Genomic DNA, 24,159 nt, shown 5'->3' with positions numbered 1-24,159 from the left:
AGACGGACGGCCAGGCGGTCAGTGCGGCCGGGGGCCGGGTGGCAGGGCCGAGCGCTGCCACCCCGCGCCCGGATGCGACGGGCGTTGCTCAAGGCCGGGCGCATGCCCGTGGGACTGCAGCGGCCGCATGGCGAACTCCAGTTCCCTGCTGACGCGTTCGGCCTCCGTGCGGGCCTGGGAGGGTACGTCGCCGCGCTCGGCGACCAGCCGGTCGTAGATGGGGGAATCCTGGAACACCCGTCAACGTGCCTTTCAGTCATGGCCCATGCGCATGGGCACGACTGTCGAGTGTAGGCGCAGCGGCACAAGGGGGTGTGAATTCCGCCGGAGGCTTGACCTCAGGCGCCGGTTGTGGAACCGGGCCGGACGATCATGAGGACGGTGACCGTGGCCCACAGCAGATTGAAGATGCCCGTGAACATGGCGAGTTGGGCCGTGTGCGCGCGCTCCACGGGCCGGCTCGCACCGAGTTCGCCGAGAAGCTCGCCCTGACGGGGCAGCACGAAGGCGACCAGAACGCCCGCCGCCGCGGCGGTCAGGGCGATGGAGGTGATCAGCCAGCCGTCGCCCAGCACACCCATCGCGGCAGCCGTGGCGAACCCCAGCAGCGGCACCGCCAGTCCGATCCCGGAGTACACGCGGCAGATGCGGTGCAGCATCCGGACGGTGCTCACCGCCGCGGGATCGGGCCCTTCGCCGTCGCCGTGCGCACGCCGGGCCGCCGGCGGGAACATGCTGGCGGCGACGGTGACGGGGCCGACGGCGACGATCGCGGCGAGGACGTGCAGGGACAGCAGGATCTTGGTCATCGAGGAGCGTCCAGGGTCGAAGGGCCTCGGGCCAGGTCCACGTTATGGATCTTCGGAGCGACCGCACAGGGGCTGGAATGACAGCTTTCAACGGATTCTCGCCAGGTCGCACACAAGCCCTTTCCCTGAGTCCGCCGGTGAACCGGGGCGGCGGGAATCCGTCTACCGTGGCCTTCATGCACAGTGTGGCGATCCTGGTCCTCGACGAGGTGGTGCCGTTCGACATGGCGACACCCCTGCAGGTGTTCGGGCTGACGCGGCTGCCCGACGGCCGCCATCCCTACCGGGTCCGGCTCTGCGCCGAGTCCCCGGAGGTGCGCACCCACGGTTTCGCGCTGAAGGTCGACGTGGGGCTGGAGGCGCTGGCGGAGGCCGACACCGTCATCGTGCCGGGCTGCGCTCAGGGCGCGCCTCCCCCGTCCGACCGGGTGGTCGCGGCGCTGCGGCAGGCGGCGCAGGCCGGCACCCGGATCGCGTCCGTGTGCGTCGGCGCGTTCGTGCTGGCGGAGACCGGGCTGCTGGACGGGCAGCGCGCCACCACCCACTGGGTGGCCGCCGATGTGCTGGCCCACCGCTTCCCGGACATCAAGGTGGAGCCGGACGTGCTGTACGTCGACAACGGCCAGATCCTCACCTCGGCCGGCGTCGCCGCCGGACTCGACATGTGCCTGCACATGATCCGCCAGGACCTGGGGTCGGCCGTCGCCGCGGACGCCGCCCGGCTGTCCGTCATGCCGCTGGAACGGGAGGGCGGCCAGGCCCAGTTCATCGTGCACGAACACCCGCCCGTACCGCGCGGCTCGACACTGGAGCCGCTGCTGGAGTGGATCGAGGACAACCTCGCCCACGAGATCACCCTGTCAGCGCTCGCGGCGCGCTCCGGGATGAGCGAGCGCACCTTCAGCCGTCGTTTCCGCGAGCAGACGGGCAGCACGCCCCTGCAGTGGGTGCTCCGGGCGCGGGTGCGGCGCAGCCAGTATCTGCTGGAGAACAGCGACCATCCGGTCGAACGGGTCGCGCAGCTTGCGGGGTTCGGCTCGGCGACCGCGTTCCGGGAGCGGTTCCGCCGGGTGGTCGGCACCAGTCCGCAGGCGTATCGGGCCGCCTTCCACGGAAAGGCCGGGGCGATGAAGCGCTCCTGACGTCCTCCCGCTCACGGACGCCCATCTTCCGTTGCCCGGCTCGCACTTGACGCATTGCTGACGATTGCCGCTCGAATCCGACCAACGTCACGACAGACACCCGGTCACGGACGATCCGCCCGAAAACACCCGCTTCCCCGCGCCACCGCGGGCAGTTGAGCAGGAGGCATCCCTCTCAGCACGAACGGTGTACGCCATGCACGTCTCCCATCGCCTGCTCTGCGGGCTGTACGTCCTCACCAGCGCGGGACTCGCCTGGACGGCGGTCCTCGAACTCCTCTGCGGTCTCGTGTGGGCCGCGCTGCTGTTCACGGCCGCCAGTCTCGTCCCGGTCATCGCCGTCGTACGGGAAACGGTCCTGCACGACGAGCGCCGTACCGTCGCCGCGCTGCGCGCCCAGGCGGCCGCCGCGCAGGGGCGGGGCGACGGGGCCGCCGACGAGATCGTCCGCTCGGAGCTGTACGCCGCCTGCTGCGAGCGCTGGTGGACGAGTTGCGGCACCGATCACGACGCATCCTGCCCGCACCGGATCCCACGCAGCAGCGCCGCCTGACGGAACACGGCGTCAGGCGACCTGCCCGCTGTGCAGGGCGGTGTACTCACCGCCCCGGCGCAGAAGTTCCTCGTGTGTCCCGATCTCCCGGATCGGGCCGTCCCCCATCGCCACGATCCGGTCCGCGCCCCGTACGGTGGACAGCCGGTGCGCCACCACGAACGTGGTGCGCCCGCGCAGCAGCCGGGCGAGCGCCTGCTGCACCAGCGCCTCCGACCGGGTGTCCAGTGCCGAGGTCGCCTCGTCGAGCACGAGCACCTTGGGGTCCCTGATCAGGGCCCGGGCCATGGCGAGGCGCTGCCGCTGCCCGCCGGACAGCCGGGCACCGCGCTCGCCGATCACCGTGTCGAGTCCCTGCGGCAGCCGACCGGACGTACACCAGCGGGTGGAGGTCCGCTGAGATCAGGCCCCTATGGCCCGCGCCAGTTCTGTCGTGGCCTGGGCGATCTCGGTGTCCTCGTCGTTCATCAGCCGGCGCAGTTCGCCGCGCCGGGCACGCACGGCCTGGCGCGCCTGGCGCTCCCACACCACGTGGTTCTCGCGGTGGTGAAGCAGTTTCGGGTAGACGGCCGCGGTGCTCTCCCACTGGCGGGCGTCGGCGATGCTCCTGAGCAGCTGGATGATCTGCGCGCGGCAGGTCACATGGGGAAGTTGGGCGAGTTCCCACAGGAACGGCACGGTGGCTGCCGTTGCCTGCTCCACCACGAAGCCGTACTGACAGATGCGGGTGCGCAGGTCGTGGAGTGCGGAGCGGGCGGTGTCGGCGTCACCCCACGCGACGCTGTTGAGCAGCAGCGGAATGGCCTCCGCGGAGCCGGTGGAGTCCTTGATCTCGCGCCACGGAACCCGCCCCAGCGCCATCAGGGGCGTGGTGCGTGCCACGCCCGTCGGCTGTACGTCGCGCTCTGCTGCCTCGCTCGACGTATGGCGTGGTCGGTCCGCAGGTGATGACACGGCATCTCCCCGATGCGACATCAGAACTGGGCGCCGGATGCAGTGTTGACGCCGCAGCTATTATCCACAGCGCACGCGCCCGCGTGCAATTGCACGGGAAATTGCGTGAGAAGCGGGCCGGAGCGGGTAGGAGCGTCGCGATGCCCCATGTGCAGGGACATGGGTCGTGAACAGCGAGGAGACTGCGGTGCCACCTGTACACAACGGAGTGCGGGCCAGTTCGCTGGACGCCCGCTGGATCAAGAGCCGGCACAGCAACGCCGAGGGCAACTGCGTCGAGGTCGCCACTCTGGTCGACGGAGGTGTCGCGCTGCGCAACTCCCGCGATCCCGACGGTCCCGCACTGGTCTACACGGCGGCCGAGTTGGCGGCTTTCCTGGCCGGGGCGAAAGACGGCGAGTTCGACCATCTGCTGTAGCCGGACAGGTCAACTCCCTTGCCGCTACGGGCATGCCCGTAGCACGTCCGGTGCGATAAGGTGAGTCACCCTCATGCCGGTCCGCGGGAGTCAGGATGTCAGCAGAGTCGCATCGCATCTCCCTGCTCGAACCCTATCTCGACCGGCCCGAGCCCGCGCCGACTCTGCTGAAAATGCTGGTCGGTGTGCAGCTGGCGGGCTTCCGTGAGGACGCCGGACTCGCCCAGGACCAAGCGGCACGCGCCCTGGGTTTCAGTCCCGCCAAGCTCTCCCGCATCGAGGCGGGCAAGGGCCGCCGTCCCCCGGCGGAGAACGACGTCCGCGCGCTGCTGGAGCTGTACGGCACGGCCGACTACGAGGCGTCGGTGCTGCTGAAGCTGCTGCACCGGGCCGGTGAGCCGGGCTGGTGGCAGCGCTACGACAAGCGTCTGATGCCCGAGTGGTTCGACCGGCTGGTGGGGTTGCAGGAAGCGGCGGCCGCGATCCGTACCTTCGAGATCCAGTACGTCCCGGGTCTGCTGCAGACTCCGGAGTACACCGGGGCCGTGGTGCGCCGGGGTCTGCCGACCGCGCCCGCCGCCGAGGTCCGGCGCCGGGTCGAACTGCGCACGCGTCGGACGGAGTTGTTGCTGCGGGCGGACGCTCCGCAACTGTGGGCGGTGATCGACGAATCGGTCCTGCTGCGGGTTCTGGGCAGCGTGGACGTCATGCGCGAGCAGCTGGCGCATCTGGTCGAGATGGCTCAGCGGTCGAACGTGACCGTGCAGATCGTGCCGCTGGACGTGACGAACGCGTCGGCGCCGGCCATACCGATCACGTATCTGCGCTTCGGCGGTCTCGATCTGCCCGACGTCGTCTATCTGGAGCACATCAGGAGCGCCAACTTCCTGGAGGACCAGGACGAGACGGAGGAGTACCGGCTCGCCCTGGACCGGCTGGCCGACGAGGCGCTCACGCCTCGCGCGTCGCTGGAGTTGCTGCGCGAGACGATGGAGCGGCGGTATCCCAAGGCCTGACAGTGCGGGTCCTGTCCGGCGTCAGGGGAGTCGGCCGACGCCGCCGAACTCGATCCATTCGTGGGTGAGCTGACGGGGCGCCACCTCGGAGTCGGGCCGCCACGTGGACACCTCCACGAGGCCCGGTTCGAGGATCTCCAGTCCTTCGAAGAGTGCGGCGACGTCCTTCTCCTGCCGCACACGGCCCCAGTGGCCCTGGGTGGCCTTGTCCATGAAGTCCGTGACGAAGGAGCGCACTTCGGGGTCCTCGCTGACCAGCTGGCACATGACTATGAAGCTGCCGGGCGCCAGTCGTCCGGCCACGCGGCGGGCCAGGGCGAGGGGGCCGTCCGTGTCGCTGTCCGGGATGCAGTGCATCACCGAGTTGAAGAGCACGGCGACCGGCTGGGAGAAGTCGATCAGGCGCCGGGTGTCGGGGTGCGCGAAGATCGCGTTGGTCTCGCGCATGTCCGCGTGGATGACGGCGGTGCGCTCGTCCTGCTCCAGCAGTGCCCGGCCGTGGACCAGCACCATGGGGTCGTTGTCGACGTAGACCACGTGGGAGTCGGGGTGCACGCGCTGGGCGACCTGGTGCACGTTGTCCTGGGTGGGCAGGCCGGATCCGTGGTCGAGGAACTGGCGGATTCCGTGGTCCTCGGCGAGCGTTCGAACGACGCGCTGGAGGAAGCGCCGGTTGTTGACGGCGAGCCGGCGGGTGCTGGGCACGACCTTGTCGAGTTCCGCGCAGGCCGCGCGGTCGGCGGCGTAGTTGTCCTTGCCGCCCAGGTAGTGGTCGTACATCCGGGCGGCAGTCGGCACATCGGCGTCGATCGACGTGGACAGCTCTTTGTCGGTGTGCATCGTTCCCCCGGCCTCGTTGCCGCGCCAACTGGACTGGCCTGACTGGGAATACATCCTAGGGACCCGGCGACCCGCGCGACCAGCCCAGCGGCGAACCGGCCCTCCTGATGAAGGACTTGGTGAATGCCACGGTGACCGGGACCGGAAGCGGCCCCGGTCCGGAGCGGGATGGCCGGCGTCGGCTCAGGTGGCGTCCAGCTCGGCGATCTCCTCGGCCGTGAGCACCAGATCCGCGGCCTCGCAGGAGTCCCGGATGGTCTCTGGCCGGCTTGCGCCCGGGATCGGTACGACGACCGGCGACTTGGCGAGCATCCAGGCCAGGCAGACGCGCTGCGGGCTCACGCCGTGGGCCTCGGCGATGCGGGCGAACGGCGCGTGGACGGAGCCGAGTTCACCGGAGCGGGCGATGCCGCCGAGCGGGCTCCAGGGCAGGAACGCGATGCCGAGTTCGTCGCACAGGCGCAGCTCCGGCTCGCTGGAGCGGAAGGCCGGGGAGAACTGGTTCTGCACCGAGACCAGGCGTCCGCCGAGGATCTCGTTCGCCTGCTTGATCTGGTCCGGGTCGGCGTTGGAGATCCCCGCCATGCGGATCTTGCCGTCGTCCAGCAGGTCGCGCACCGCGCCGACGGACTCGGCGTAGGGCACGCGCGGGTCGGGGCGGTGGAACTGGTAGAGGCCGATGGCGTCCACGCCGAGCCGGCGCAGGGACGCGTCGCAGGCCGCCTTGATGTGCTCGGGGCTGCCGTCCCGGGTCCAGCTGCCGTCGCCGGGGCGCAGATGGCCGCCCTTGGTGGCGACCAGGACGTCCGCTCCCCGGTCGTGGGAGGCGAGGGCCTTGGCGATCAGCGTCTCGTTGTGGCCGACCTCGTCGGCATGCAGGTGGTAGGCGTCCGCCGTGTCGATCAGCGTGACGCCGGCGTCGAGCGCGGCGTGGATGGTCGCGAGGGACCGGGCCTCGTCCGGTCGCCCCTCGATCGACATGGGCATACCGCCCAGGCCGATCGCGCTGACGTCGACGTCACCGATGCGGCGAGTGTGCATGTGGTCGTGACCTCTTTCGGCTGTCGTGGCGGATCACCGCTTAGCCTTGCTGGCCTGCGGCCAGCAGTCCAATAGAAGAAAGAGAACGCATTCAGCACGCGAGCGACTCAATCCGCGCCCGCGTGCGTCTTTGCGTCAAATCGGTTGCTCCATGGCCGGGTCCGTGTGCGAGGCTCGCCCGGCACCCGGCTCGGCATCGCGGAAAGGCGACGGCATGCGCATAGGACTGCTCGGCACCGGCCCCTGGGCACAGATGGCTCACGCACCCGCCCTGAGCGAGCACCCCGACCTGGACTTCGCCGGCGTATGGGGCCGTCGTCCGGAGGCCGCCAAGGAACTGGCCGAACGGCACGGGACACGGGCGTACGACGATGTCGACGCCCTGCTCGCCGATGTGGACGCCGTCGCGGTCGCCCTGCCCCCGAACGTCCAGGCGGGGCTCGCCGCGCGGGCCGCACGGGCCGGATGCCATCTGCTGCTGGACAAGCCACTCGCGCTGACGGTCGAGGAGGGGCGGGCGGTCGTCGAGGCCGTGCGGGAGGCCGGTGTCGCCTCGGTGGTCTTCTTCACCGCCCGGTTCCAGACCCGTACGGAGGCATGGATCACCGAACAGGCGGAGCGAGGGGGCTGGTTCACGGCACGGGCCCAGTGGCTCGGTTCGGTGTTCACCGGTGACAGCCCGTTCGCCACGCCGTGGCGGCGGGAGAAGGGCGCGCTGTGGGATGTCGGCCCACACGCCCTGTCCGTCCTGCTGCCGGTGCTGGGCGACGTACGACGTGTGGCGGCCGTGGCGCCGGGTCCCGGGGACACCGCGCATCTCGTCCTCGAGCACGCCGGCGGCGCGTCGAGCACGCTGACGCTGAGCCTCACGGCCCCGCCCGCGGCGGGCGGGGCCGAGGTCGAGCTGCGGGGCGAGGCCGGAGCGACGCTGCTGCCGGAGGGAGCGGAGGGAGCGGTGGCCGCGCTGGCACGGGCCGCCGATGCGCTGCGGACCGCTGCCCGCACGGGTCAGCCGCATACGTGCGACGCCGGGTTCGCCCTGCGGGTCACGGAGATCCTGGCGGCGGCGGAGGCGATGTTGCACGGCGATGCGGGCTAGGCGCTCCACTGGATGTGGTTCGTTTGCCGCGGGCCGGTGGGGGCTGGTCGCGCCCACGCGGCGGAGCCGCATATCGATACAGCCCCGCGCCCTTCGGGGCGCTGCCCCCCGGACCTACGCCCGGAAGTTGACCCGTTCCCTCACCACCGGATACCCGGCCTTGGCGAAGTGCGCCGCCATGGGGAAGTTGCCCTGGTCCGTTGCGGCGGAGATGAACTCAGCGCCCTGGTCCACGAGGAAGCGGGTGCACTCTACGAGCAGGTCGTAGGCGTAGCCGTGTCCGCGCTGTTCGGGCAGGACGCCGATGAAGCCGATGCAGGGGCCGGACGGGTTGTGGGCCGGGATGTGGATGCCGACCGGCTCGCCCGCACGCGTGCGTGCCACCTGCCACCATTCCCGGGGTGAGGGGCACCAGTGGAAGAAGTCGAGTTCCTCCTGGGCCGCCTGGTCGACGCCGCCTGAGTCGATGACGGCTCGGGCGTGGGCGTCGAGGGTGACGGAGTGGATGCGGCGCAGTGCGTCGTAGAAGACCGCGTCGTCCGGCTCGGGCTCGAAGAGCAGGCGTCCGGGTCGCTCGGGCAGCCCGCACTCGGGCGTCCACCGGTACAGGAAGCGCTCCACCAGCAGCTCGAAACCGGCGGCTCGTACGGCCGTGAAGCGGGCCTCGGCAGCCGCACGCAGCTGAGGCGTGTCGCGCCAGCCGCCGGGCAGGTTGAACTCCAGTTCCTCGACCTGCCAGGGTGCTGTGCGCAGGAGTTCGGCTCCGGCTTCCTCCTCGCCGTCGGCCACGTCGAACCAGTTGATGTTGATGGGCTCGGTGTCGTCGGGGCCGCCCCACCAGGCCGCGCGGGCGACGACCGTGCCGTCGCACAGCGCCACCCGCTTCCAGTCGGGGCGGTGGTGGGTGAGCCGGTGGGCCTCGCGGGCGCCCAGCGGGTCGGGGGCCGTGTCGAAAAGATGGGCGTCGCTCTCGTCGAGCGTACGAATGACCAGGTCGGTCACGGATTCCTCCGGGATGCGTGCTGCGGGGAGCGCTCCCGGTCGGTCACACGAAGCACGCCGGGGCAACGGAAAGGGAGCGCTGGATGGTGGTGAACTGCACGGCACTCGCCTCCTTCCGGCCATCTCAGGGCGTGGCGTCACACGGTACGGGGCTCCGCCGTGCCCGTCCATCGCTTTTCCCACGACAACAGCCGCCGCGGGGAGGTCGCTTAAGCGCGCCTTATCCGTGGATAAAGCGATCGTGCCGCCCATCGACCTGCCCAAGTGGCCAGAGGTAAAAGGGATGCGACTGAAAGCGCTCTCAGGTCTTCGTCAACTACACGGGAGACAGCCCCACATGACACCCCGTCACCAGCGCACCCTCGGCCGTCGCAGGTTCCTTCTCGCCCTCGCGGGAGCGGCGGTGGCCGCGCCCGGCGTCGCCGCGATCGCCACCGACGCCCTCGCCGGCGACACCACGAAGGCGGCGGACGGCGCCCTTCCGCTGACGCTCGTCAACAACAGCGGTTCCTTCGACAACGCCTCCGTCCACGTCTACATAGTCGGCAACCAGGACGGCAGGCAGGTCCGCGTCACGCCCGACGGCACCGTCGCACCGATCGCCGCCTCGGACAACGGCGCCGACGGTTTCACCGACTACGCGATCAGCCTGGCCGGCAGCGGCGAGACCCGGCTGACCCTGCCGTACATGTCGGGCCGCATCTATGTGTCCCTGGGTGAGAAGCTCAAGCTCAAGGCGGTCACGGACGGCAACGGCAACGCCGCGCCGCAGTACCCGGCGGGCTGGGTCGAGTCCGACCCCAACCACCCGGTGCTGCACGACTGTGCCGAGTTCACGTACAACGCGGCCGGCATGTTCTGCAACACGACCATGGTCGACATGTTCAGCGTGCCGCTGAGCATCTGGCTGACCGGCGCCAAGGACCAGACGACCGGCACACTGCGCGACGGAGGCCGTGCGGCTGCCTTCGCCGCCGTCCGGGAGACCGAGGGCTTCGGGTCCCTCGTCGTGGACGACACGCGCGTCATCGCGCCCGGTCATGGTCTGGACGCGGGCCTGTTCGCTGACGACTACCTCGCCCCTTACATCGACGAGGTGTGGAGCACGTACGCCGGGCGTGACCTCAAGGTCACCACCAACGCGGGCACCTTCACCGGGCGGGTCCGCGGCGACCAGCTCGCCTTCGAGGGGCCCGCGGCGGTCTCCTTCGCCAAGCCGTCGACCCGGGACGTGCTCTTCTGCGCCGGCAGCCTCGCCGCGCCCAACGACGGCACGACCGGTCCCGTCGCCGCCGTCCTCGGCGCCGGTTTCAACCGCTCGACGCTGGTCGACGGCGCGGCCCAGCCGGTCACCGATCCCTCGGCCTTCTACCCGACCGGCCTCACCAACCACTACGCCAAGGCGATGCACGCGGCCACCGAGGACGGCAAGGCGTACGGCTTCGCCTTCGACGATGTCGCCGACTTCGCGTCGTACATCCAGGACACGGCGCCCACGGGTGTGCGGCTGACGCTGACGCCGTTCTAGGGGCCGCGCACCGGGCGCCACACGCGCTTCTCCGGGCCCTCGGGTCACATCCGTCGGCGCCTCCGGATGCAGGGCGGGCCGCCGCGATCGATGGTGATAGTGGACCCGATGAACGCAGCGGGGCCGTAGCAGCGATCCGGACCCGAGGAGCAGAGATCATGACGACGTCACACTCAGCGTCGGGGCCGTCCGAGGACCGCGCCACCCCGGACGCCCTGCTCCACGCCCGCACCGGCACGGATGTGTCGCCGGAGGACCTGGTGCTTGCCTCCGGCAAGGACATCACACCGCGCAACATGGAGTGGGCGAAGCGCAAGCTGGCGAAGGAGGGTCCGGCGGCACTCGACAAGATGTTGCCGTAGCGCTCCGCTGGGGGTGCGGTAGCGCTCCGCTGGGGGTGCCGCTAAGGGCCGTCTGCCGTCTGCGGCGCCGTCGTGGCTGGTCGCGCAGTTCCCCGCGCCCCTTCGGGGCGCTACACCGCGGCGACGCACAGCACGGGCACCCGCTGGATCAGGTTGTTGGCGAAGCCGCCGCGGTTCCAGGGTGCCTGGAGCGGCTGGGTGTGGCCCTCGGTGTCGGTGGCTCTTGCGCTGAGCACGTGCTCACCGGGCGTTGCCGTCCAGGTGAAGTGCCACCGGCGCCACGCCCAGCGGTGCCCGTCGTCCGGCGTCAGCTCGGCGGTGTGCCAGGTGCGTCCGGCGTCTGTGCTGACCTCGGTGCGGGTGACCGGTGCCTGCCCGGACCAGGCACGCCCCTCGATGGTGACCGGACCCGGCCGGACGATACGGGTCCTGGACATGAAGTCCGGGAAGCCGGGCGGGACCAGCAGGGCGCGTGGTGCGATACGGGTGACCGGCTCGCCCTCGTCCCCGGGGCGCTGCCTGAGCCGGTAGGCGACGGCCTGCTGGAAACCCGTGAACGGTGTGTCGACGGCGGTGATCTCGCGCAGCCACTTCACATGTGCCATCCCGTACCAGCCGGGCACGACGAGGCGCAGCGGGCTGCCGTGCTGCGGCGGCAGCGGTGCGCCGTTCATCGCGTACGCCACCAGCACCTCGGGCTCGGCGCCCGTCGCCACGTCCACGGGCAGCGCGCGCCGGTAGTCCTGCTCGACACCGCGCTCCACGCCGTGGTCGGCGCCGGTGAAGACCACGTCGACCGCGTCGGAGGCAAGGCCCGCCTCCGCGAGCAGCAGTCGCAGCGGTACGCCGGTCCAGTCGGCGGTGCCGACGGCCTCGACGAGCCAGGGCTGGCTCACCGGCCGGGGCGTCAGCAGGGCACGGCCGTTGCCCGCGCACTCCAGCGTGACACGCGTGGTGACCTGGGGAAACGACCGGAGGTCGGCGAGGTCGAGACGGAGCGGGCGGCTGACCAGGCCGCCGAGAGTCAGGGTCCAGGGCTCGTCCTGGGGGACGTACGGGATGTCGTAGTGCGTGAGTACGTAGTGCAGGCCCGGCGGCGTGATGTCGTAGCGCAGCGCCTCGAGCGGCAGGCCGTGGTTGCGGGTGGCGAGGGCCAGCTCGTCCCGGCCGATGCCCTCGTCGGGGCCGGCCAGCCGGGCGGGTGCGCTCGCGTCACCGAGTCGATGGCCCATGGGGGCATTATCGCGCCGCGAGGTCGGTTGTCGCAGCGGCGGGCGCAACTTCCCACCGTCCTCAGGGACTTGCGGTGGCCCCGCCCGACCAGGTGGTTGCCGGTTCACTCTTTCGCGAGAGGTCTTCCGGCTGACAAACTCCGGAGGTGCCCGACTTCGACATGCTTGTCATCGGATCCGGTCCGGGCGGCCAGAAGGCCGCCATCGCCGCGGCCAAGCTCGGCCGCCGGGTCGCCGTCGTCGACCGCCCCGACATGGTCGGCGGGGTCTCCATCCACACCGGCACCATCCCCTCCAAGACGCTGCGCGAGGCGGTGCTCTACCTCACCGGGCTCACCCAGCGCGATCTGTACGGGCAGAGCTACCGGCTGAAGGAGGACATCACCGTCGCCGACCTGACCGCCCGCACCCAGCACGTGGTCAGCCGCGAGGTCGACGTCATCCGCAACCAGCTCTCTCGCAACCACATCGCCCTGTACGCCGGCACCGGCCACTTCGTCGACGACCACACCGTCGCCCTGCGCGAGGTCACCGGCCACGAGCGGCTGCTCAGCGCGGAGCACATCGTGATCGCGACCGGCACCCGGCCCGCGCGGCCGGACAGTGTCGAGTTCGACGGCCGGACGATCATGGACTCGGACAATGTCCTCACCCTCGAACGCGTACCGCGCTCCATGGTCATCGTGGGCGCCGGAGTCATCGGCATGGAGTACGCCTCCATGTTCGCCGCGCTCGGCAGCAAGGTCACCGTCGTCGAGAAGCGTGCCGCGATGCTCGACATGTGCGACGTCGAGATCATCGAGTCGCTCAAGTACCACTTGCGGGACCTCGCGGTCACGTTCCGCTTCGGCGAGACCGTCGCCGCCGTGGAGCGTCATCCGCGCGGCACGCTGACCATTCTGGAGAGCGGCAAGAAGATCCCCGCCGACGCGGTGATGTACTCGGCCGGCCGGCAGGGCCTCACCGATGAACTCGACCTCGACAAGGCGGGCCTGACCGCCGATCCGCGCGGCCGGATCAAGGTCGACGAGCACTACCGCACGGAGGTTCCGCACATCTACGCCGTCGGCGACGTCATCGGCTTCCCGGCGCTGGCCGCCACGTCGATGGAGCAGGGGCGCGCGGCGGCGTATCACGCGTGCGGGGAGCCGGTGGGCCGGATGCACAACCTGCAGCCTATTGGCATCTACACCATCCCGGAGATCAGCTTCGTCGGGCGGACCGAGGACCAACTCACCGAGGACTCCGTGCCGTTCGAGGTCGGTGTGGCCCGGTACCGGGAGCTGGCCCGCGGGCAGATCGTCGGCGACTCGCACGGCATGCTGAAGCTGCTGGTGTCCCCCGAGGACCGCTCGCTGCTGGGTGTGCACTGCTTCGGCGCCGGGGCCACCGAGCTGATTCACATCGGGCAGTCCGTGATGGGCTGCGGCGGCACGGTGGACTATCTGGTCGACGCGGTGTTCAACTACCCGACGCTCGCGGAGTCGTACAAGGTCGCCGCCCTGGACGCCACCAACAAGCTACGGCAGATCGACCGGATCGGGGACTGACACCGATCACCCGGATTCCTCGTCCTGCGGCGCCCGAAACCTTGTGGACCCATCCTGTGACCGGACCGCTGAACGAGCCTGAATACCGATTCGGACACGCGACTTGAGTGGCCGTCGGCTGGGGCTATCATCACGTGCAAACAAGGCGTGATCATCTGCCGACACAGTGCTGCCGGTATCCGCCGCCCCCCTTGCCGTCCGTGCCAGTGAGGTCAACCCTCGCCGGTGCGCGGCGGGTTCACCCCCCACCCCTACGCGCCGCGGCATGCCCGGGGCGGCGTGCACGACCGAAAGCAGCGCAAGCATGAGCAACAGCAGGGGCAGAGGGCTCCAGGCCAATGCCCTCAGCACGTTCGACACCGTGGTGATGGCGGTCGCGGGAAGCGCGCCGGCGTACTCGATCGCGGCGACCACGGCGGTCCTGGTGGGTTCGGTGGGGGTGGCGAGTCCCGCGGCCCTGCTGTACTGCGCGATACCCATGCTGGGCATCGCGCTGGCGTTCAGTTATCTCAGCCGGATCGATGTGAACGCGGGCGCCAGCTACTCCTGGGTGGGGCGGACGCTGCATCCCTTTCTCGGATTCCTCAGCGGCTGGGCGCTGGTGATCTCGGCGACCATCTTCATGGTGGCCGGTTCGCTGCCCGCCGGGTCGTTGACGCTGGCGCTCTTCGACGAGCAACTCGCCGACGACACCCTGCTGTCCACGCTGGTCGGGTCGGCCTGGTTCCTGCTCATGCTGTTCGTGGTACTCGGTGGCGCCCGGCTCACCGTCCGCGCGCAGCTGGTCATGTCCGGCGTCGAACTCGTCATCCTGGCGCTCTTCGTGGTGCTCGCCGTCCTTCACTCCGACCATGCGCGAGCCTTCGACTGGTCGTGGCTCGGCTTCAGCCATTTCGACGGCGTGTCCGGGTTCGCGTCGGGCGCGTTGATCGCCGCGTTCTACTACTGGGGCTGGGACGTCACCAGCAACCTCAGCGAGGAGACCCGCAACAGCCGTCGTACGACGGGAATCGCCGGGCTCATCGGGGTCGGCATCGTCTTCCTGCTCTTCGAGGCGTTCACCATCGCGGTGAACGTCCTGCTGTCCACACGGCAGATCCAGGCCAACGACGCCAATGTGCTGGCCGTGCTGGGCGAGGAGATCTGGCCCGGCTGGGGCGGCAAGCTGCTGATCGTGGCGGTGATGCTGTCCACCATCGCCACGTTGGAGACGACGCTGATCCAGGTGACGCGTTCGCTGTTCGCGATGGGCCGCGACCGTACGATGCCGTCCGCGTTGGGCCGGGTGCACCGCACCTGGAACACGCCGTGGGTGGCGATCGCGGTGGTGGGCGCGGTGGCGCTGCTGATGATCATCGCCTCGAACGCGCTCGGGACGGTCGGTGAGGTCCTCGGCCACGCCATCTCGGCGATCGGTCTGCAGATCGCCGTCTACTACGGTCTCGCGGGCCTCGCCGTGGTCGTCGCCTACCGCAAGATGCTGCTGAAGTCCCCGGCGAACTTCCTCCTCGGCGGAGTGTGGCCGCTGCTCGGCGCGCTCTTCATGTTCTGGATCTTCATCGAGTCGCTGGGCGAGCTGAGCACTCCGGCGATCGTGATCGGCATCGGCGGACTCGCCGTCGGGCTGATCCCGATGCTCTGGTACTGGCGGCAGGGCAGCGACTACTACCACCCCGCGAAACTCGACGCCAGCCGTACCGTCACCGTGGACTACGTGCCCGACAGCCGCGCTGACGCGCACGCGCGTGTCCACGAGGGTCTCCCCACCGACTTCTGAGAGAGATCCCGATGGCGCGAGACCACTTCACCCCCGACTTCGACCCCGACTGCGGGGACGCGCCGCTGACCGCCGCCCGCCAGGACATCGTCATCGGCCGCTGGCAGGGCGTCAGGGACCTGCTGCGGACCACCGGCGCCGACTGGCTGGCGCGCGGCCACCGCGTGCGGGTGCTCGCACAGGCGTGCGCGAGCAGTTCCACGGTCGAGTCGTGGCTGGCCGCCGAGCCGCGCGGCGCCGACGCGCTGGTGCTGCGGGCGGCGACGGAGACCACCCGGGCGTTCAACACGGCCATCGCGGCGGGCCGGGGCGTTCCGATCGACCGGCGCCGCATCGACGCCGCGGTGACCGCGTGCCTGCACGCCGCCGAGGCGTACCCGGAGGATCCCACGCCGTGGATCTCCCTGATCTCCGTCGCCCGGCTGTATCCGTCGGGCGTACGGCGGCAGGAACTGGCCCGCTGGTGGGACGAGTTGCACCGGCGGGACCCGTACAGCGTGGAGGGCCACCTCCAGGTGCTGCACTACTACTCGTCCCGCTGGCACGGCACGCACGGCCTCATGTACGACTTCGCCCGCGACGCGGCCGGCGCGGCACCGCACGGTGTCGCGTTGCCGGTGCTGGTGCAGTACGCCCGGGTCGAGGAGTTCCGCTACGCCCTCGACGCCGCGAAGGGCCGGCACGCCGCCGTGATGCTCAGCCAGCACTGGAACCACGACGGCGCCGTCAGCGACGTACGCCGCACCTGGCAGCGCTGGATCATGGGCCGCGGAGACCGCGCGGTGGCCCCCGGCGAGCTCCGCGACCTCCACTACCTGGCACACGCGGCCTGCCTCGCGGGCCTCCAGGACCTCGCCGCCCCACTGCTGCGGCTGCTCGGCCGACGCGCCACCCGCACGCCCTGGTCCTACACCGGGGATCCCGAGCAGCAGATCCTCAAGTGGCGGGCAGAGCTGGGTCTGCGCGCGTGACATCGAGCCCCGCGTCCGCGCCGGTCGGTAGCAGTGCGTTCCCCTTCGTCAACTGTCAAGGCGTACTTGCCTTTTCCCGGGCCAGGTCCGCCGTCCACTTCTCCTCGATGCGGGCGAATCTCCACACCAGCAGGGCGATGATCCAGGTGGCGATGAAGAGGCCGACGATGGCGAAGCCGAGGGTGTTGAGGTCGAGGGTGCTGATCCAGGTCCAGAAGGGGCCGTGGAGGTGGAGGTTGTCGGCGAGGAGGCCGAGGAGTTCGACGGTGCCGATGAGGAGGGCGACGGCTACGGACAGGCCGGTGATGGTGAGGTTGTAGTAGACCTTGCGGACGGGCTGGGAGAAGGCCCAGCCGTAGGCGAAGTTCATGAAAGTGCCGTCGATCGTGTCGAGCAGGGACATCCCGGCGGCGAAGAGGACGGGCAGGCACAGGATGGCGTACCAGGGCAGCCCGGACGCGGCGCCCGAACCGGCCAGGACGAGCAGGGCGACCTCCGTCGCGGTGTCGAAGCCCAGGCCGAAGAGCAGGCCCAGCGGGTACAGCTGCCACGGCTTGGTGATGGACTTCATGACGCGGCCCAGGAGGCGGTTCATGAAACCGCGGTTGTCGAGCTGCTCCTCCAGCGCGGCTTCGTCGAAGTGGCCCGAGCGCATCCGGCGGAACACCTTCCAGATGCCGGCCAGCACGACCAGGTTGAGCGCGGCGATCACGTAGAGGAACGCCCCGGAGACGGCCGTACCGATCAGGCCGGTCACCTCATGGAGGTGGGAGTCGTCGTCGCGGACCGGTCCGGCGAGGGTCTTCACGCCGAGGGAGAGCAGGAAGGCCAGCGCGAAGACGACGCTGGAGTGGCCCAGCGAGAACCAGAACCCCACGGACAGCGGGCGCTGCCCGTCGCCCATCAGCTTGCGGGTCGTGTTGTCGATGGCCGCGATGTGGTCGGCGTCGAAGGCGTGCCGCATGCCGAGCGTGTACGCGGTCACGCCGATCCCGATGCCGAAGGACCTCTCGCCGATGCTGTAGTGCTCGGGCGCGACCAAAGCGACGAGGGTGAACCAGCCGATCACATGCAGGGCCAGGATGAAGGCCGCCATGCCCCCGACCCTGATCCACTCCTGCCGCGTCATGGAAGTGCGGACGCGGTGCCAGGCCGAGCCGTTCGCGGAAGGCGTGGCGGGGAGGTGTGGAGCGGAGTCAGGGGCGGCCGTCATCAGGGGCTTTCTGTCGGTGAACGGCCGCACTGTGCAGCCTTCCGCCATCCTGCGGTACTTGCAATCGATGTGCAGTAAAGCCCGTGGCTGGTCTTCACCATGGTCCGGGAAAGGCCGATGTCAGCAACCGCGGCGGTCCGTCGTCAGACCATCGCGGTCGGTCCGTCCGGGCTCCGTCGGCGCTGCTGCAGCATCTCGCGGCTCAGTTCCTCCGTCTCCGGTTCCGGCAGCCGCTCGAAACCCTCTTCGGTGATGACCGAGACGATGGGGAAGATCCGGCGGTTGATGTCGGGGCCGCCGGTCGCGGAGTCGTCGTCCGCGGCGTCGTACAGCGCCTGGAGTGCGGCCAGGGCCGCGTCGCGGCGGGACATGCCCTTGTGGAAGAGCTTCTTCAACGCGCCGCGGGCGTACGGGGATCCGGACCCCTCGGCGTGGAAGTCGGTCTTCTCGTACAGGCCGCCGGCGACGTCGAAGCCGAAGATGCGGCCCCGCTCTCCCTCGGGGGCGGACGGGTCGTAGCCGATGAGGAGCGGGACGACGGCGAGGCCCTGCATGGCCTGGCCGAGGTTGTCGCGGATCATGCTCGCGAGGCGGCGCGCCTTCGCGTTGAGGCTCATCGCCGTGCCCTCGATCTTCTCGAAGTGCGCCAGCTCGACCTGGTACAGCTTCACCATGTCCAGCGCGAGGCCGACCGTGCCGGCGAAGGCGACGGCCGTGGAGTCGTCGGCGGGGTGCACCTTCTCCAGGTCGCGCTGGGCGATGAGGTTGCCCATGGTAGCCCTGCGGTCTCCCGCGATGAGCACGCCGTCGCGGAAGGTGAGGGCGAGGACCGTGGTGCCGTGCGGAACGCGGTCGGGGTCGGCCCGCAGGCCGTCCGGGAGCGGGCTGCGGGTGCTCAGCAACTCGGGGCGGTGCGCCGCCACAAACGCCGTGAAGGACGAGCCTCCCGGAGTGAAGAACTCCTCCCCCAGCCGGCCAACGGTCTCCTCGCCTGCCATCGCACTCCCCCTCGCGTCGGAACCGATGGACGACTCCTACCTGAACCCGGCGCGCCGGAAACTCCTCACAGCGCCTTGCGCCGGATCAGCAACCCGAGCACCAGCAGCCCCGGAACGAGCGGCAGCCACATGGTCAGCAGCCGGTAGCCGAGCACGGCGGAGGCTGCCCCGGACGCCGGAGCACCGCCGGCGGTGAGGGCGAGGGCGAGCGCGGCATCGAGGGAGCCGAGACCGCCGGGGGTGGGCAGCAACGCGGCGGCGCTGCTCGCGGCGAGATAGAGCAGCGCCACCCTGGCCGGAGACAGCGGCAGCGCCACGGCCTGGGTGACCGCGATCAGCACCGCGCAATGCAGCACGGCGAAGGCCAGCGACCCGCCCCACAGGGCCGCCGCACGCCGGGGTCGCGCGTGGACGGCCCGGACGTCGGCCACCACGGCGGCGAGAACCCGTCGGCAGCGCCCGCTGCACAGCAGGACCGCCGCCGCGCAGGCCACGAGGATGACGACGGCCACGCATCCCCCGGACAGGGACGGCACCAGCAGAACTCCCGGGCAGGCCAGGACGAGTACGGCGATCAGGGCGCCGCGGACCATACCGCCCGCGGACGCCTTCACCGCGAGGGCCGTCGCCGCGCGCCCGGCCGACATGCCGCAGCGCATGAGGAAGCGGAGGTTGACCGCGCCCGCGCCGAGCCCGGCGGGCAGCACATGGTTGGCAGCGCAGGCGGCGAACTGCGCGGCCACGAGCCGCCCCGGCGGCAGCCTCGCGGTCACGGCGCCCTGCTGGGCGAGCGCCGAGCACAGCCAGGTCATGGCCGCGGCGGACGCGGCGACCAGCAGCCAGCCCTGGTCGGCGACGGCGAGCCGGACGGCTCCTGTCTCCAGCACCGGCCAGTGCCGCCGGGCCAGATACCCGGCGCCCACCAGCACGGCGAGCGTGAGGGCGGTGTGCCAGTAGGCGCGTCTGCGGTGGGACGGGGCGAGGACCTGCTCGGACGTCATACGGGCCCCGGTGCGATGTGGACGTCCAGACCGTCGAGGCGGTGGGTCTGCCAGGTACGGGCGTATCCGGGTGGGGCGCCACCCGGCGGGGTGAGGGCGGCGACCGGGATGGTGCGTGCGGTGCGCAGGATGTCCGCCTGCGTGGTGTTGGCGTTGTGGCCGCGGATCGCGCCGGAGGAGCAGCCGGTGTAGTAGGCGACGGGGATGGCCTCGTGCCCGGTGAGCAGACAGGGCGGGCGCACACCCAGGCGGTGCAGTTCGGCGGCGCTGCGGGTCCAGTCACGGCGGTCGGCGGTCGTGCGCTCGACGACGCGCTCCAGGACGACGTACTGCACGGCCAGGTGTCCCGCCAGTCCGACGGCGACCAGTGTCGCGACGACCGGCCGCCATCGCCCGCTCGGCGCGCTGACCAGGTGCCGCAGCGCGTCGGCGACGGGGACGGCGAGCAGCGCGTAGGCGGGCAGCAGGAAGCGGGGGGCGGCGTATTCGATCAGGAACAGGTAGGGAACGGCGGCTGTCGTGGCGCACAGGAGCGGTACGAGGGTCTGCGCGGTGCGTCCGGCGCGCACGGCGACCGTGAGGCCGAGGGCGGCGAGCAGCGGGAGCACGAACCACCACAGGGTCACCGCCGGGTTGGGCATCTCCGCGGTGCAGGGGCGGCACAGGGTGCGTCCGACGAGGCTGCGCAGCTGGTCGTCGACGGCGTTGTGCCAGCCGAGTCCGCCCTGGATCCGGGAGGCCTCCGACAGCCGCTCGCTCAGGCCGCCGTGGCTGACGAACGCCTCGATCACCCACGCGACGGCACCGGAGGCGAGCCCCGCCGCGAGGACGAGGGCGAGCCTCCATTGACGTATCGCGACAACCAGCAGGGGCAGCGCGACCCAGGCGGCGTCCGTGGGCCGCATCAACGCCATGAGCGCGGCGCCCACCGCGACGCCCCACAGGGCCCGGCGGTCCTGCCGGCCGGAGCGGGCGCGCAGGAAGCAGCCGACGCAGACCAGGGCGCCGATCGCGACCCAGTAGTTGGGCATGGCCTGCGGGGCGTAGAAGAGGGTCACCCACAAGGTGGCGAACAGGGCGCCGGCGGCGGCGAGGACGCCGGCCGGGAACAGTCCGCGCCAGGCGCGCAGGGCGAGGTACAGACCGACTCCGGCGAGCAGCGCGAGGTAGACGCGCAGCAGCGTGGTGGACGTCGACCAGGATGCGATGGGCGCCACCAGCACGGAGACTCCGCGGGCACGCGGGGCGCTGAAGAAGGCGGCCGGTGCCTGGGTGCCGACCTGGCTGACGTAGACGGTTTCGTCCCAGCCGAGGCCCATGGAGGGGTGGACGAGCGCGAGCTGGGCGAGGGTGAAGGCACCGGCGACCGCCGCGAGCGGGCCCCTGCCGCGGGCCCGGCCGAACGCACCGGGCACGGTCGCCTCGCCGCGTCCTCCCCTACCGACGAGCATGGCGTTCGACCCGTGCGCCATCGTCCACCCCTCACCCCTGCACGTCGTAGGCTTCCTCAGCCCGCCAGCCGGAAGGGCAGAAGGCGGGAGCGCCGGAAACATGGACAAAGTATCCCGGGCAGGGCATCGCCAGCGCTCCGTATGCACCCAGGAGTGTGACGCCCGGCGTCAGTCGTGCGGGAACGAATGGTGCTCGTGGGCGACCAGCCAGCGGCCGTCCTCCTTGCGCAGGCCGAGGGTGAGCCGCAGGCGCAGGGTGGGGCGCTCGGTGAGTTCCTCCGGGGTGCCGCAGCGCAGCAGGGCGTGTGCGTAGGCGACGTCGGTGCCCGCCGTGATGTCGAGGGACTCGATGTCGAAGGAGGCGCCCTGGGCCTGCCAGGTGAAGAACGGTGGCCAGCTCGCGCGGTAGGCGTCGAGGCCGTGGATGCCCTCGTGGGGCGGCGGTACGTCGTACATGACGATGTCCTGGGCGTGATCGGCGAGTACGCCGTCGAGGTCGCCCCGGTGGACGGCTTCGGCCCAGTTCGTGATCAGGGTGCGGATCCGCGCTTCGTCGTCCGACATGGCGGCGGCTCCCTCCTTGTCGGTGGTTCTGCATGAACGCGACCTCCTCCCCTACCGACTCCCCGCATCGGCGCAACTCATCGCCGGGCCGGGTGCCACACTCTGCTGTGTGCCTGTGACCTTCGACGACCTCCTCACCCGCGCCCGTGGCCTCGCCGACGGCCGCCGCCGCTGCGTCCTCGGTATCGCGGGCAGCCCCGGCGCGGGCAAGACGACGCTCGCCGAGACCCTCGTACGGGAGCTGAACGCGTCCGGGGAGCAGTGGGTCGCGCACGTCCCCATGGACGGCTTTCATCTGGCCGACGTCGAGTTGGACCGGCTGGGTCTGCGGGAGCGCAAGGGCGCGCCCGACACCTTCGACGCGGCGGGGTACGCGGCGCTGCTGCGGCGGCTGCGGGAGGAGGTCGACGGCACGGTGTACGCGCCGGGCTTTGAGCGGGTGCTGGAGCAGCCGATCGCGGGCGCGATTCCGGTGCCGCCGACGGCGCGGCTGGTGGTGACCGAGGGCAACTACCTGTTGCTGGGGACGGGGGCGTGGGCGCGTGTCCGGGCGCAGTTGGACGAGGTGTGGTTCTGCGAACCGGACGAGGAGGAGCGGATCCGGCGGCTGATCGCCCGGCACGAGGAGTTCGGCAAGGGCCACGCGGAGGCGGTGGCGTGGGTGCTGGGCACGGACCAGCTCAACGCCGACCTGGTCGCCGCGACCCGCGACCGCGCCGACCTCCTCGTCCCGGCGTCCCTCGATGTCGGGGTGTGAGACGGCTCAGCGGCGCAGGGTGAGCAGCGGTTCCCCTCGCTCGTCTCCGGCCGGTTCCCCGATCACGGCGGTGAAGGCCTCGGTCCGTACCGTCAGCCCTTGCTCCCCGAGCTCGAACTCCGGGGAGAACGGGCCCTCGGCGCCGTAGCGCACGGCGAAGACGTGCAGGTCACCGGGCGCGCCCGGCGCCGGTTCGGCCTCCAGCGCCGTGGACGCGACCAGGTGACGCCAGCCCTCGTCCGGGTTGCCGTAGCCGCGCGGATCGGCGGCCAGGGCGAAGGCCGCCAGTTCCTGGGTGGTCTCCGAGCGGGCGTCGAAGTGGTCCGTGCGCTCCGCCTCCGGGTGGCTCAGACGGAGTTCACCCGCCGCCGTCACCTCGCCGGTCGCGACCCTGCGCACACGGTCGCCGTCGTCGGCGGCGTACGGCAGTCCGGCGAGCAGATACGGCGATCCCGGCAGCCGCTCGACGGCCACCGTCATCCACAGCCGCGTGCCGTCGGTGACGTACAGGGACCGGACATGGCGCAGGACGTGGTCGCGGCCGACGACCGGCTTGGTGACCAGCTTGGCGGTCAGGCCGTCGGTGCTCAGGTCCCGCACGCGGACCTCGCCCATGGGGCGGCAGTGCAGGAAGCCGTCCGTGACCGGGCCGAAGCCGTGCTGGCGATTGACGGCGGCGGCCAGGTAGTAGGTGCCGCCCGCCTCGACCACCGCCGGGGTCATCCGGCCGTCGAAGGCCACCGAGACCGTGCCCGAGCGCAGTTGGTGGCGGGCCACCGCCGTGGCCGGCTCCCGGTGCCAGCGTGTGCCGTCCTGGATCTGCCAGATCAGCATCCACGCGAAGTGGCCGTCGATCCCGCCGTCCGCCTGCACCGCGTGCCTGCCCCAGCGGGTGTCGCCCCGGTAGCGGCCGAGGTCGGCGCCGATACGGCGGCTGAAGTAGCGCAGGCCCAGGACCGATTCGAAGCCGGAGTGCTGTTCGCTGTAGCGCGGGCCGCCGTTGTCGAAGCCGCCGGTCGTCAGGCGGGCGTCGATGTAGCGGGCGAGCGTGTCGCCGTCCTCGGCGAAGATCTCCTCGCCGCTGACCCGGTGGGCCTGGGCGAGGAAGGACAGGGAGATCGGGCCGTAGTTGTTGTCGTAGGCGCCGCCGTGCTCGGGGGGCAGCAGGGCGCCCCGGTCGCGCACCCGGTGGGCGCGGATCTTGTCGGCGTACAGCTCCAGCGCCCGCGCGCGGACACCCTCGCTCTGTTCTTCCGGCAGATGACGGGCCAGCATCAGGCCGCCGACCACACAGCCGATCGCCTGGTTGCCCGCCTCCTGCGGGTTGAAGAAGGTCGCCTCGGTCAGCCAGCGCCAGTAGCCGTGCGCCAACTCAAGCAGCTCGGTGCGCTGTTCGTCGTCGACCAGGCCGTCCGTCGTGTCCAGCAGATTGACCGTCTGGAGCAGCGCCCACACCGTGCTGGGCCAGTCCCCGATGGGGTGCGCGCCCGCGGCGAGGGTGTAACGGGCGTACGGCAGGCGGGAGTTGCGCTCCCTCAGATTGGGGTATCCGGGGTTGTCCTCGACGTACACCCGCTCCCGCAGATGGAAGGCGAGACTGCGACGTACCGCCTCCGGCAGCCGGGGATCCTTCGTGCGCTGCCAGGCGAACGCCAGCAGCGACGTCACGCCGAGCGAGGTGTCGCCGATGTCGTCGACGGCGTCGGGGTGTTCGAGATTGCCGTCCGGTGTGATGCGGGCCAGGGCCTGCTCGGTGACGTCGGCGAGGACGGCGTCGTATGCCTCGGGGGTGTCCGGCAGGTCGTGCAACGGGCCGCGCTGGTGCGGGAGATGCATCTGTCTGTCCTCAGCCCTTCGTACCGGAGGTGGCCATGGCGTGGG

24 protein-coding genes and 1 pseudogene are annotated in these 24,159 nt (G+C 70.9%); 11 read left to right on the top strand and 14 right to left on the bottom strand.

The window, feature by feature from the left end; translation table 11 throughout:
* Positions 1–18: 18 nt before the first annotated feature.
* Together QQY66_RS46515 and QQY66_RS46510 are read right to left on the bottom strand one after the other, a co-directional pair.
* On the bottom strand, positions 19–237 hold the full coding sequence (locus QQY66_RS46515; protein WP_301986549.1) for a hypothetical protein: 219 nt from the start codon (positions 235–237) through the stop codon (positions 19–21).
* A 101-nt stretch (positions 238–338) separates the two neighbouring features.
* On the bottom strand, positions 339–809 hold the full coding sequence (locus QQY66_RS46510; RefSeq protein ID WP_301986548.1) for a hypothetical protein: 471 nt from the start codon (positions 807–809) through the stop codon (positions 339–341).
* Between the two features lie 176 nt (positions 810–985).
* On the opposite strand from QQY66_RS46510, the gene QQY66_RS46505 reads away from it, so the two are divergent.
* Entirely contained in the window at positions 986–1,951 is a 966-nt protein-coding gene (locus tag QQY66_RS46505) for a GlxA family transcriptional regulator (protein ID WP_301986547.1), read from the top strand.
* A gap of 196 nt (positions 1,952–2,147) precedes the next feature.
* On the top strand, positions 2,148–2,504 hold the full coding sequence (locus QQY66_RS46500) for a hypothetical protein (RefSeq protein WP_301986546.1): 357 nt from the start codon (positions 2,148–2,150) through the stop codon (positions 2,502–2,504).
* Between the two features lie 12 nt (positions 2,505–2,516).
* On the opposite strand, the pseudogene QQY66_RS46495 reads toward QQY66_RS46500, so the two are convergent.
* Together QQY66_RS46495 and QQY66_RS46490 are read right to left on the bottom strand one after the other, a co-directional pair.
* A pseudogene (locus QQY66_RS46495) lies at positions 2,517–2,876 on the bottom strand (ATP-binding cassette domain-containing protein); the annotation flags it as partial.
* Between the two features lie 30 nt (positions 2,877–2,906).
* Positions 2,907–3,365, bottom strand: coding sequence for a hypothetical protein (locus QQY66_RS46490; RefSeq protein ID WP_301987723.1), 459 nt, complete (start codon positions 3,363–3,365; stop codon positions 2,907–2,909).
* Positions 3,366–3,645: 280 nt separating this feature from the next.
* On the opposite strand from QQY66_RS46490, the gene QQY66_RS46485 reads away from it, so the two are divergent.
* Entirely contained in the window at positions 3,646–3,876 is a 231-nt protein-coding gene (locus QQY66_RS46485) for a DUF397 domain-containing protein (RefSeq protein WP_301986545.1), read from the top strand.
* A gap of 95 nt (positions 3,877–3,971) precedes the next feature.
* Entirely contained in the window at positions 3,972–4,892 is a 921-nt protein-coding gene (locus tag QQY66_RS46480; RefSeq protein WP_301986544.1) for a helix-turn-helix transcriptional regulator, read from the top strand.
* Positions 4,893–4,913: 21 nt separating this feature from the next.
* Here the strand turns inward: QQY66_RS46480 and QQY66_RS46475 are convergent, their stop codons facing one another.
* Together QQY66_RS46475 and QQY66_RS46470 are read right to left on the bottom strand one after the other, a co-directional pair.
* Positions 4,914–5,732: an SAM-dependent methyltransferase gene (locus QQY66_RS46475; RefSeq protein ID WP_301986542.1), complete on the bottom strand. Its 819-nt coding sequence runs from the start codon at positions 5,730–5,732 to the stop codon at positions 4,914–4,916.
* A 183-nt stretch (positions 5,733–5,915) separates the two neighbouring features.
* Positions 5,916–6,773, bottom strand: coding sequence for an aldo/keto reductase (locus QQY66_RS46470; protein ID WP_301986541.1), 858 nt, complete (start codon positions 6,771–6,773; stop codon positions 5,916–5,918).
* Between the two features lie 214 nt (positions 6,774–6,987).
* Between QQY66_RS46470 and QQY66_RS46465 the strand changes: the two genes are divergently transcribed.
* Positions 6,988–7,872 (top strand): Gfo/Idh/MocA family protein, encoded by an 885-nt coding sequence (locus tag QQY66_RS46465; RefSeq protein WP_301986540.1) that lies wholly within the window; start codon positions 6,988–6,990, stop codon positions 7,870–7,872.
* A gap of 114 nt (positions 7,873–7,986) precedes the next feature.
* On the opposite strand, the gene QQY66_RS46460 is transcribed toward QQY66_RS46465, so the two are convergent.
* Complete coding sequence (locus tag QQY66_RS46460; RefSeq protein ID WP_301986538.1) at positions 7,987–8,874, bottom strand: GNAT family N-acetyltransferase; 888 nt, start codon at positions 8,872–8,874, stop codon at positions 7,987–7,989.
* A 337-nt stretch (positions 8,875–9,211) separates the two neighbouring features.
* Between QQY66_RS46460 and QQY66_RS46455 the strand changes: the two genes are divergently transcribed.
* Both QQY66_RS46455 and QQY66_RS46450 read left to right on the top strand, forming a co-directional pair.
* Positions 9,212–10,402 (top strand): beta-1,3-glucanase family protein, encoded by a 1,191-nt coding sequence (locus QQY66_RS46455; protein ID WP_301986537.1) that lies wholly within the window; start codon positions 9,212–9,214, stop codon positions 10,400–10,402.
* 158 nt (positions 10,403–10,560) lie between these two features.
* On the top strand, positions 10,561–10,764 hold the full coding sequence (locus QQY66_RS46450; protein ID WP_301986536.1) for a hypothetical protein: 204 nt from the start codon (positions 10,561–10,563) through the stop codon (positions 10,762–10,764).
* A 110-nt stretch (positions 10,765–10,874) separates the two neighbouring features.
* Here the strand turns inward: QQY66_RS46450 and QQY66_RS46445 are convergent, their stop codons facing one another.
* The gene (locus QQY66_RS46445) at positions 10,875–11,996 is read right to left on the bottom strand and encodes a sulfite oxidase (RefSeq protein WP_301986534.1); all 1,122 of its coding nucleotides are present in this window, start codon (positions 11,994–11,996) and stop codon (positions 10,875–10,877) included.
* 146 nt (positions 11,997–12,142) lie between these two features.
* Between QQY66_RS46445 and sthA the strand changes: the two genes are divergently transcribed.
* The 3 genes from sthA (at position 12,143) to QQY66_RS46430 (ending at position 16,294) form a co-directional block, all read left to right on the top strand.
* Complete coding sequence (gene sthA, locus QQY66_RS46440) at positions 12,143–13,546, top strand: Si-specific NAD(P)(+) transhydrogenase (RefSeq protein ID WP_301986533.1); 1,404 nt, start codon at positions 12,143–12,145, stop codon at positions 13,544–13,546.
* A gap of 304 nt (positions 13,547–13,850) precedes the next feature.
* A complete protein-coding gene (locus tag QQY66_RS46435; protein WP_301986531.1) occupies positions 13,851–15,323 on the top strand; it encodes an APC family permease in 1,473 nt (490 codons plus the stop codon).
* Positions 15,324–15,334: 11 nt separating this feature from the next.
* Entirely contained in the window at positions 15,335–16,294 is a 960-nt protein-coding gene (locus QQY66_RS46430) for a hypothetical protein (protein WP_301986529.1), read from the top strand.
* Between the two features lie 55 nt (positions 16,295–16,349).
* Here QQY66_RS46430 and QQY66_RS46425 read toward each other — a convergent pair whose 3' ends face one another.
* From QQY66_RS46425 to QQY66_RS46405, 5 genes are all read right to left on the bottom strand, one after another.
* Entirely contained in the window at positions 16,350–17,507 is a 1,158-nt protein-coding gene (locus tag QQY66_RS46425; RefSeq protein ID WP_301986527.1) for a HoxN/HupN/NixA family nickel/cobalt transporter, read from the bottom strand.
* A 143-nt stretch (positions 17,508–17,650) separates the two neighbouring features.
* Positions 17,651–18,505: a proteasome subunit beta gene (gene prcB, locus QQY66_RS46420; RefSeq protein ID WP_301986526.1), complete on the bottom strand. Its 855-nt coding sequence runs from the start codon at positions 18,503–18,505 to the stop codon at positions 17,651–17,653.
* Positions 18,506–18,570: 65 nt separating this feature from the next.
* Complete coding sequence (locus QQY66_RS46415; RefSeq protein WP_301986525.1) at positions 18,571–19,506, bottom strand: lysylphosphatidylglycerol synthase domain-containing protein; 936 nt, start codon at positions 19,504–19,506, stop codon at positions 18,571–18,573.
* Positions 19,503–20,978 (bottom strand): hypothetical protein, encoded by a 1,476-nt coding sequence (locus QQY66_RS46410; protein WP_301986524.1) that lies wholly within the window; start codon positions 20,976–20,978, stop codon positions 19,503–19,505. Before QQY66_RS46410 ends, QQY66_RS46415 begins: the two co-directional genes overlap by 4 nt.
* A 147-nt stretch (positions 20,979–21,125) precedes the next feature.
* Positions 21,126–21,521: an SgcJ/EcaC family oxidoreductase gene (locus QQY66_RS46405; RefSeq protein WP_301986523.1), complete on the bottom strand. Its 396-nt coding sequence runs from the start codon at positions 21,519–21,521 to the stop codon at positions 21,126–21,128.
* Positions 21,522–21,630: 109 nt separating this feature from the next.
* Between QQY66_RS46405 and QQY66_RS46400 the strand changes: the two genes are divergently transcribed.
* Entirely contained in the window at positions 21,631–22,278 is a 648-nt protein-coding gene (locus QQY66_RS46400) for a nucleoside/nucleotide kinase family protein (protein WP_301986522.1), read from the top strand.
* Positions 22,279–22,284: 6 nt separating this feature from the next.
* On the opposite strand, the gene QQY66_RS46395 is transcribed toward QQY66_RS46400, so the two are convergent.
* The gene (locus tag QQY66_RS46395; protein WP_301986520.1) at positions 22,285–24,114 is read right to left on the bottom strand and encodes a hypothetical protein; all 1,830 of its coding nucleotides are present in this window, start codon (positions 24,112–24,114) and stop codon (positions 22,285–22,287) included.
* Positions 24,115–24,159: the final 45 nt, after the last annotated feature.

The sequence above is a fragment of the Streptomyces sp. DG2A-72 genome (assembly GCF_030499575.1).
Taxonomy (GTDB): Bacteria; Actinomycetota; Actinomycetes; order Streptomycetales; family Streptomycetaceae; genus Streptomyces.
This window is presented reverse-complemented; position numbering and strand designations above follow the sequence as displayed.

What these genes read in the sequence shown, in the direction of transcription:
- QQY66_RS46450 (WP_301986536.1), top strand. Translation starts at nt 10,561, where the DNA reads ATGACGACGTCACACTCAGCGTCGGGGCCGTCCGAGGACCGCGCCACC.
- QQY66_RS46425 (WP_301986527.1), bottom strand. Translation starts at nt 17,507, where the DNA reads ATGACGGCCGCCCCTGACTCCGCTCCACACCTCCCCGCCACGCCTTCC.
- QQY66_RS46480 (WP_301986544.1), top strand. Translation starts at nt 3,972, where the DNA reads ATGTCAGCAGAGTCGCATCGCATCTCCCTGCTCGAACCCTATCTCGAC.
- QQY66_RS46465 (WP_301986540.1), top strand. Translation starts at nt 6,988, where the DNA reads ATGCGCATAGGACTGCTCGGCACCGGCCCCTGGGCACAGATGGCTCAC.
- QQY66_RS46410 (WP_301986524.1), bottom strand. Translation starts at nt 20,978, where the DNA reads ATGGCGCACGGGTCGAACGCCATGCTCGTCGGTAGGGGAGGACGCGGC.
- QQY66_RS46430 (WP_301986529.1), top strand. Translation starts at nt 15,335, where the DNA reads ATGGCGCGAGACCACTTCACCCCCGACTTCGACCCCGACTGCGGGGAC.
- QQY66_RS46395 (WP_301986520.1), bottom strand. Translation starts at nt 24,114, where the DNA reads ATGCATCTCCCGCACCAGCGCGGCCCGTTGCACGACCTGCCGGACACC.
- QQY66_RS46405 (WP_301986523.1), bottom strand. Translation starts at nt 21,521, where the DNA reads ATGTCGGACGACGAAGCGCGGATCCGCACCCTGATCACGAACTGGGCC.
- QQY66_RS46435 (WP_301986531.1), top strand. Translation starts at nt 13,851, where the DNA reads ATGAGCAACAGCAGGGGCAGAGGGCTCCAGGCCAATGCCCTCAGCACG.
- QQY66_RS46455 (WP_301986537.1), top strand. Translation starts at nt 9,212, where the DNA reads ATGACACCCCGTCACCAGCGCACCCTCGGCCGTCGCAGGTTCCTTCTC.
- QQY66_RS46415 (WP_301986525.1), bottom strand. Translation starts at nt 19,506, where the DNA reads ATGACGTCCGAGCAGGTCCTCGCCCCGTCCCACCGCAGACGCGCCTAC.
- QQY66_RS46445 (WP_301986534.1), bottom strand. Translation starts at nt 11,996, where the DNA reads ATGGGCCATCGACTCGGTGACGCGAGCGCACCCGCCCGGCTGGCCGGC.
- QQY66_RS46475 (WP_301986542.1), bottom strand. Translation starts at nt 5,732, where the DNA reads ATGCACACCGACAAAGAGCTGTCCACGTCGATCGACGCCGATGTGCCG.
- QQY66_RS46470 (WP_301986541.1), bottom strand. Translation starts at nt 6,773, where the DNA reads ATGCACACTCGCCGCATCGGTGACGTCGACGTCAGCGCGATCGGCCTG.
- QQY66_RS46510 (WP_301986548.1), bottom strand. Translation starts at nt 809, where the DNA reads ATGACCAAGATCCTGCTGTCCCTGCACGTCCTCGCCGCGATCGTCGCC.
- QQY66_RS46505 (WP_301986547.1), top strand. Translation starts at nt 986, where the DNA reads ATGCACAGTGTGGCGATCCTGGTCCTCGACGAGGTGGTGCCGTTCGAC.
- QQY66_RS46500 (WP_301986546.1), top strand. Translation starts at nt 2,148, where the DNA reads ATGCACGTCTCCCATCGCCTGCTCTGCGGGCTGTACGTCCTCACCAGC.
- QQY66_RS46490 (WP_301987723.1), bottom strand. Translation starts at nt 3,365, where the DNA reads ATGGCGCTGGGGCGGGTTCCGTGGCGCGAGATCAAGGACTCCACCGGC.
- prcB (WP_301986526.1), bottom strand. Translation starts at nt 18,505, where the DNA reads ATGGCAGGCGAGGAGACCGTTGGCCGGCTGGGGGAGGAGTTCTTCACT.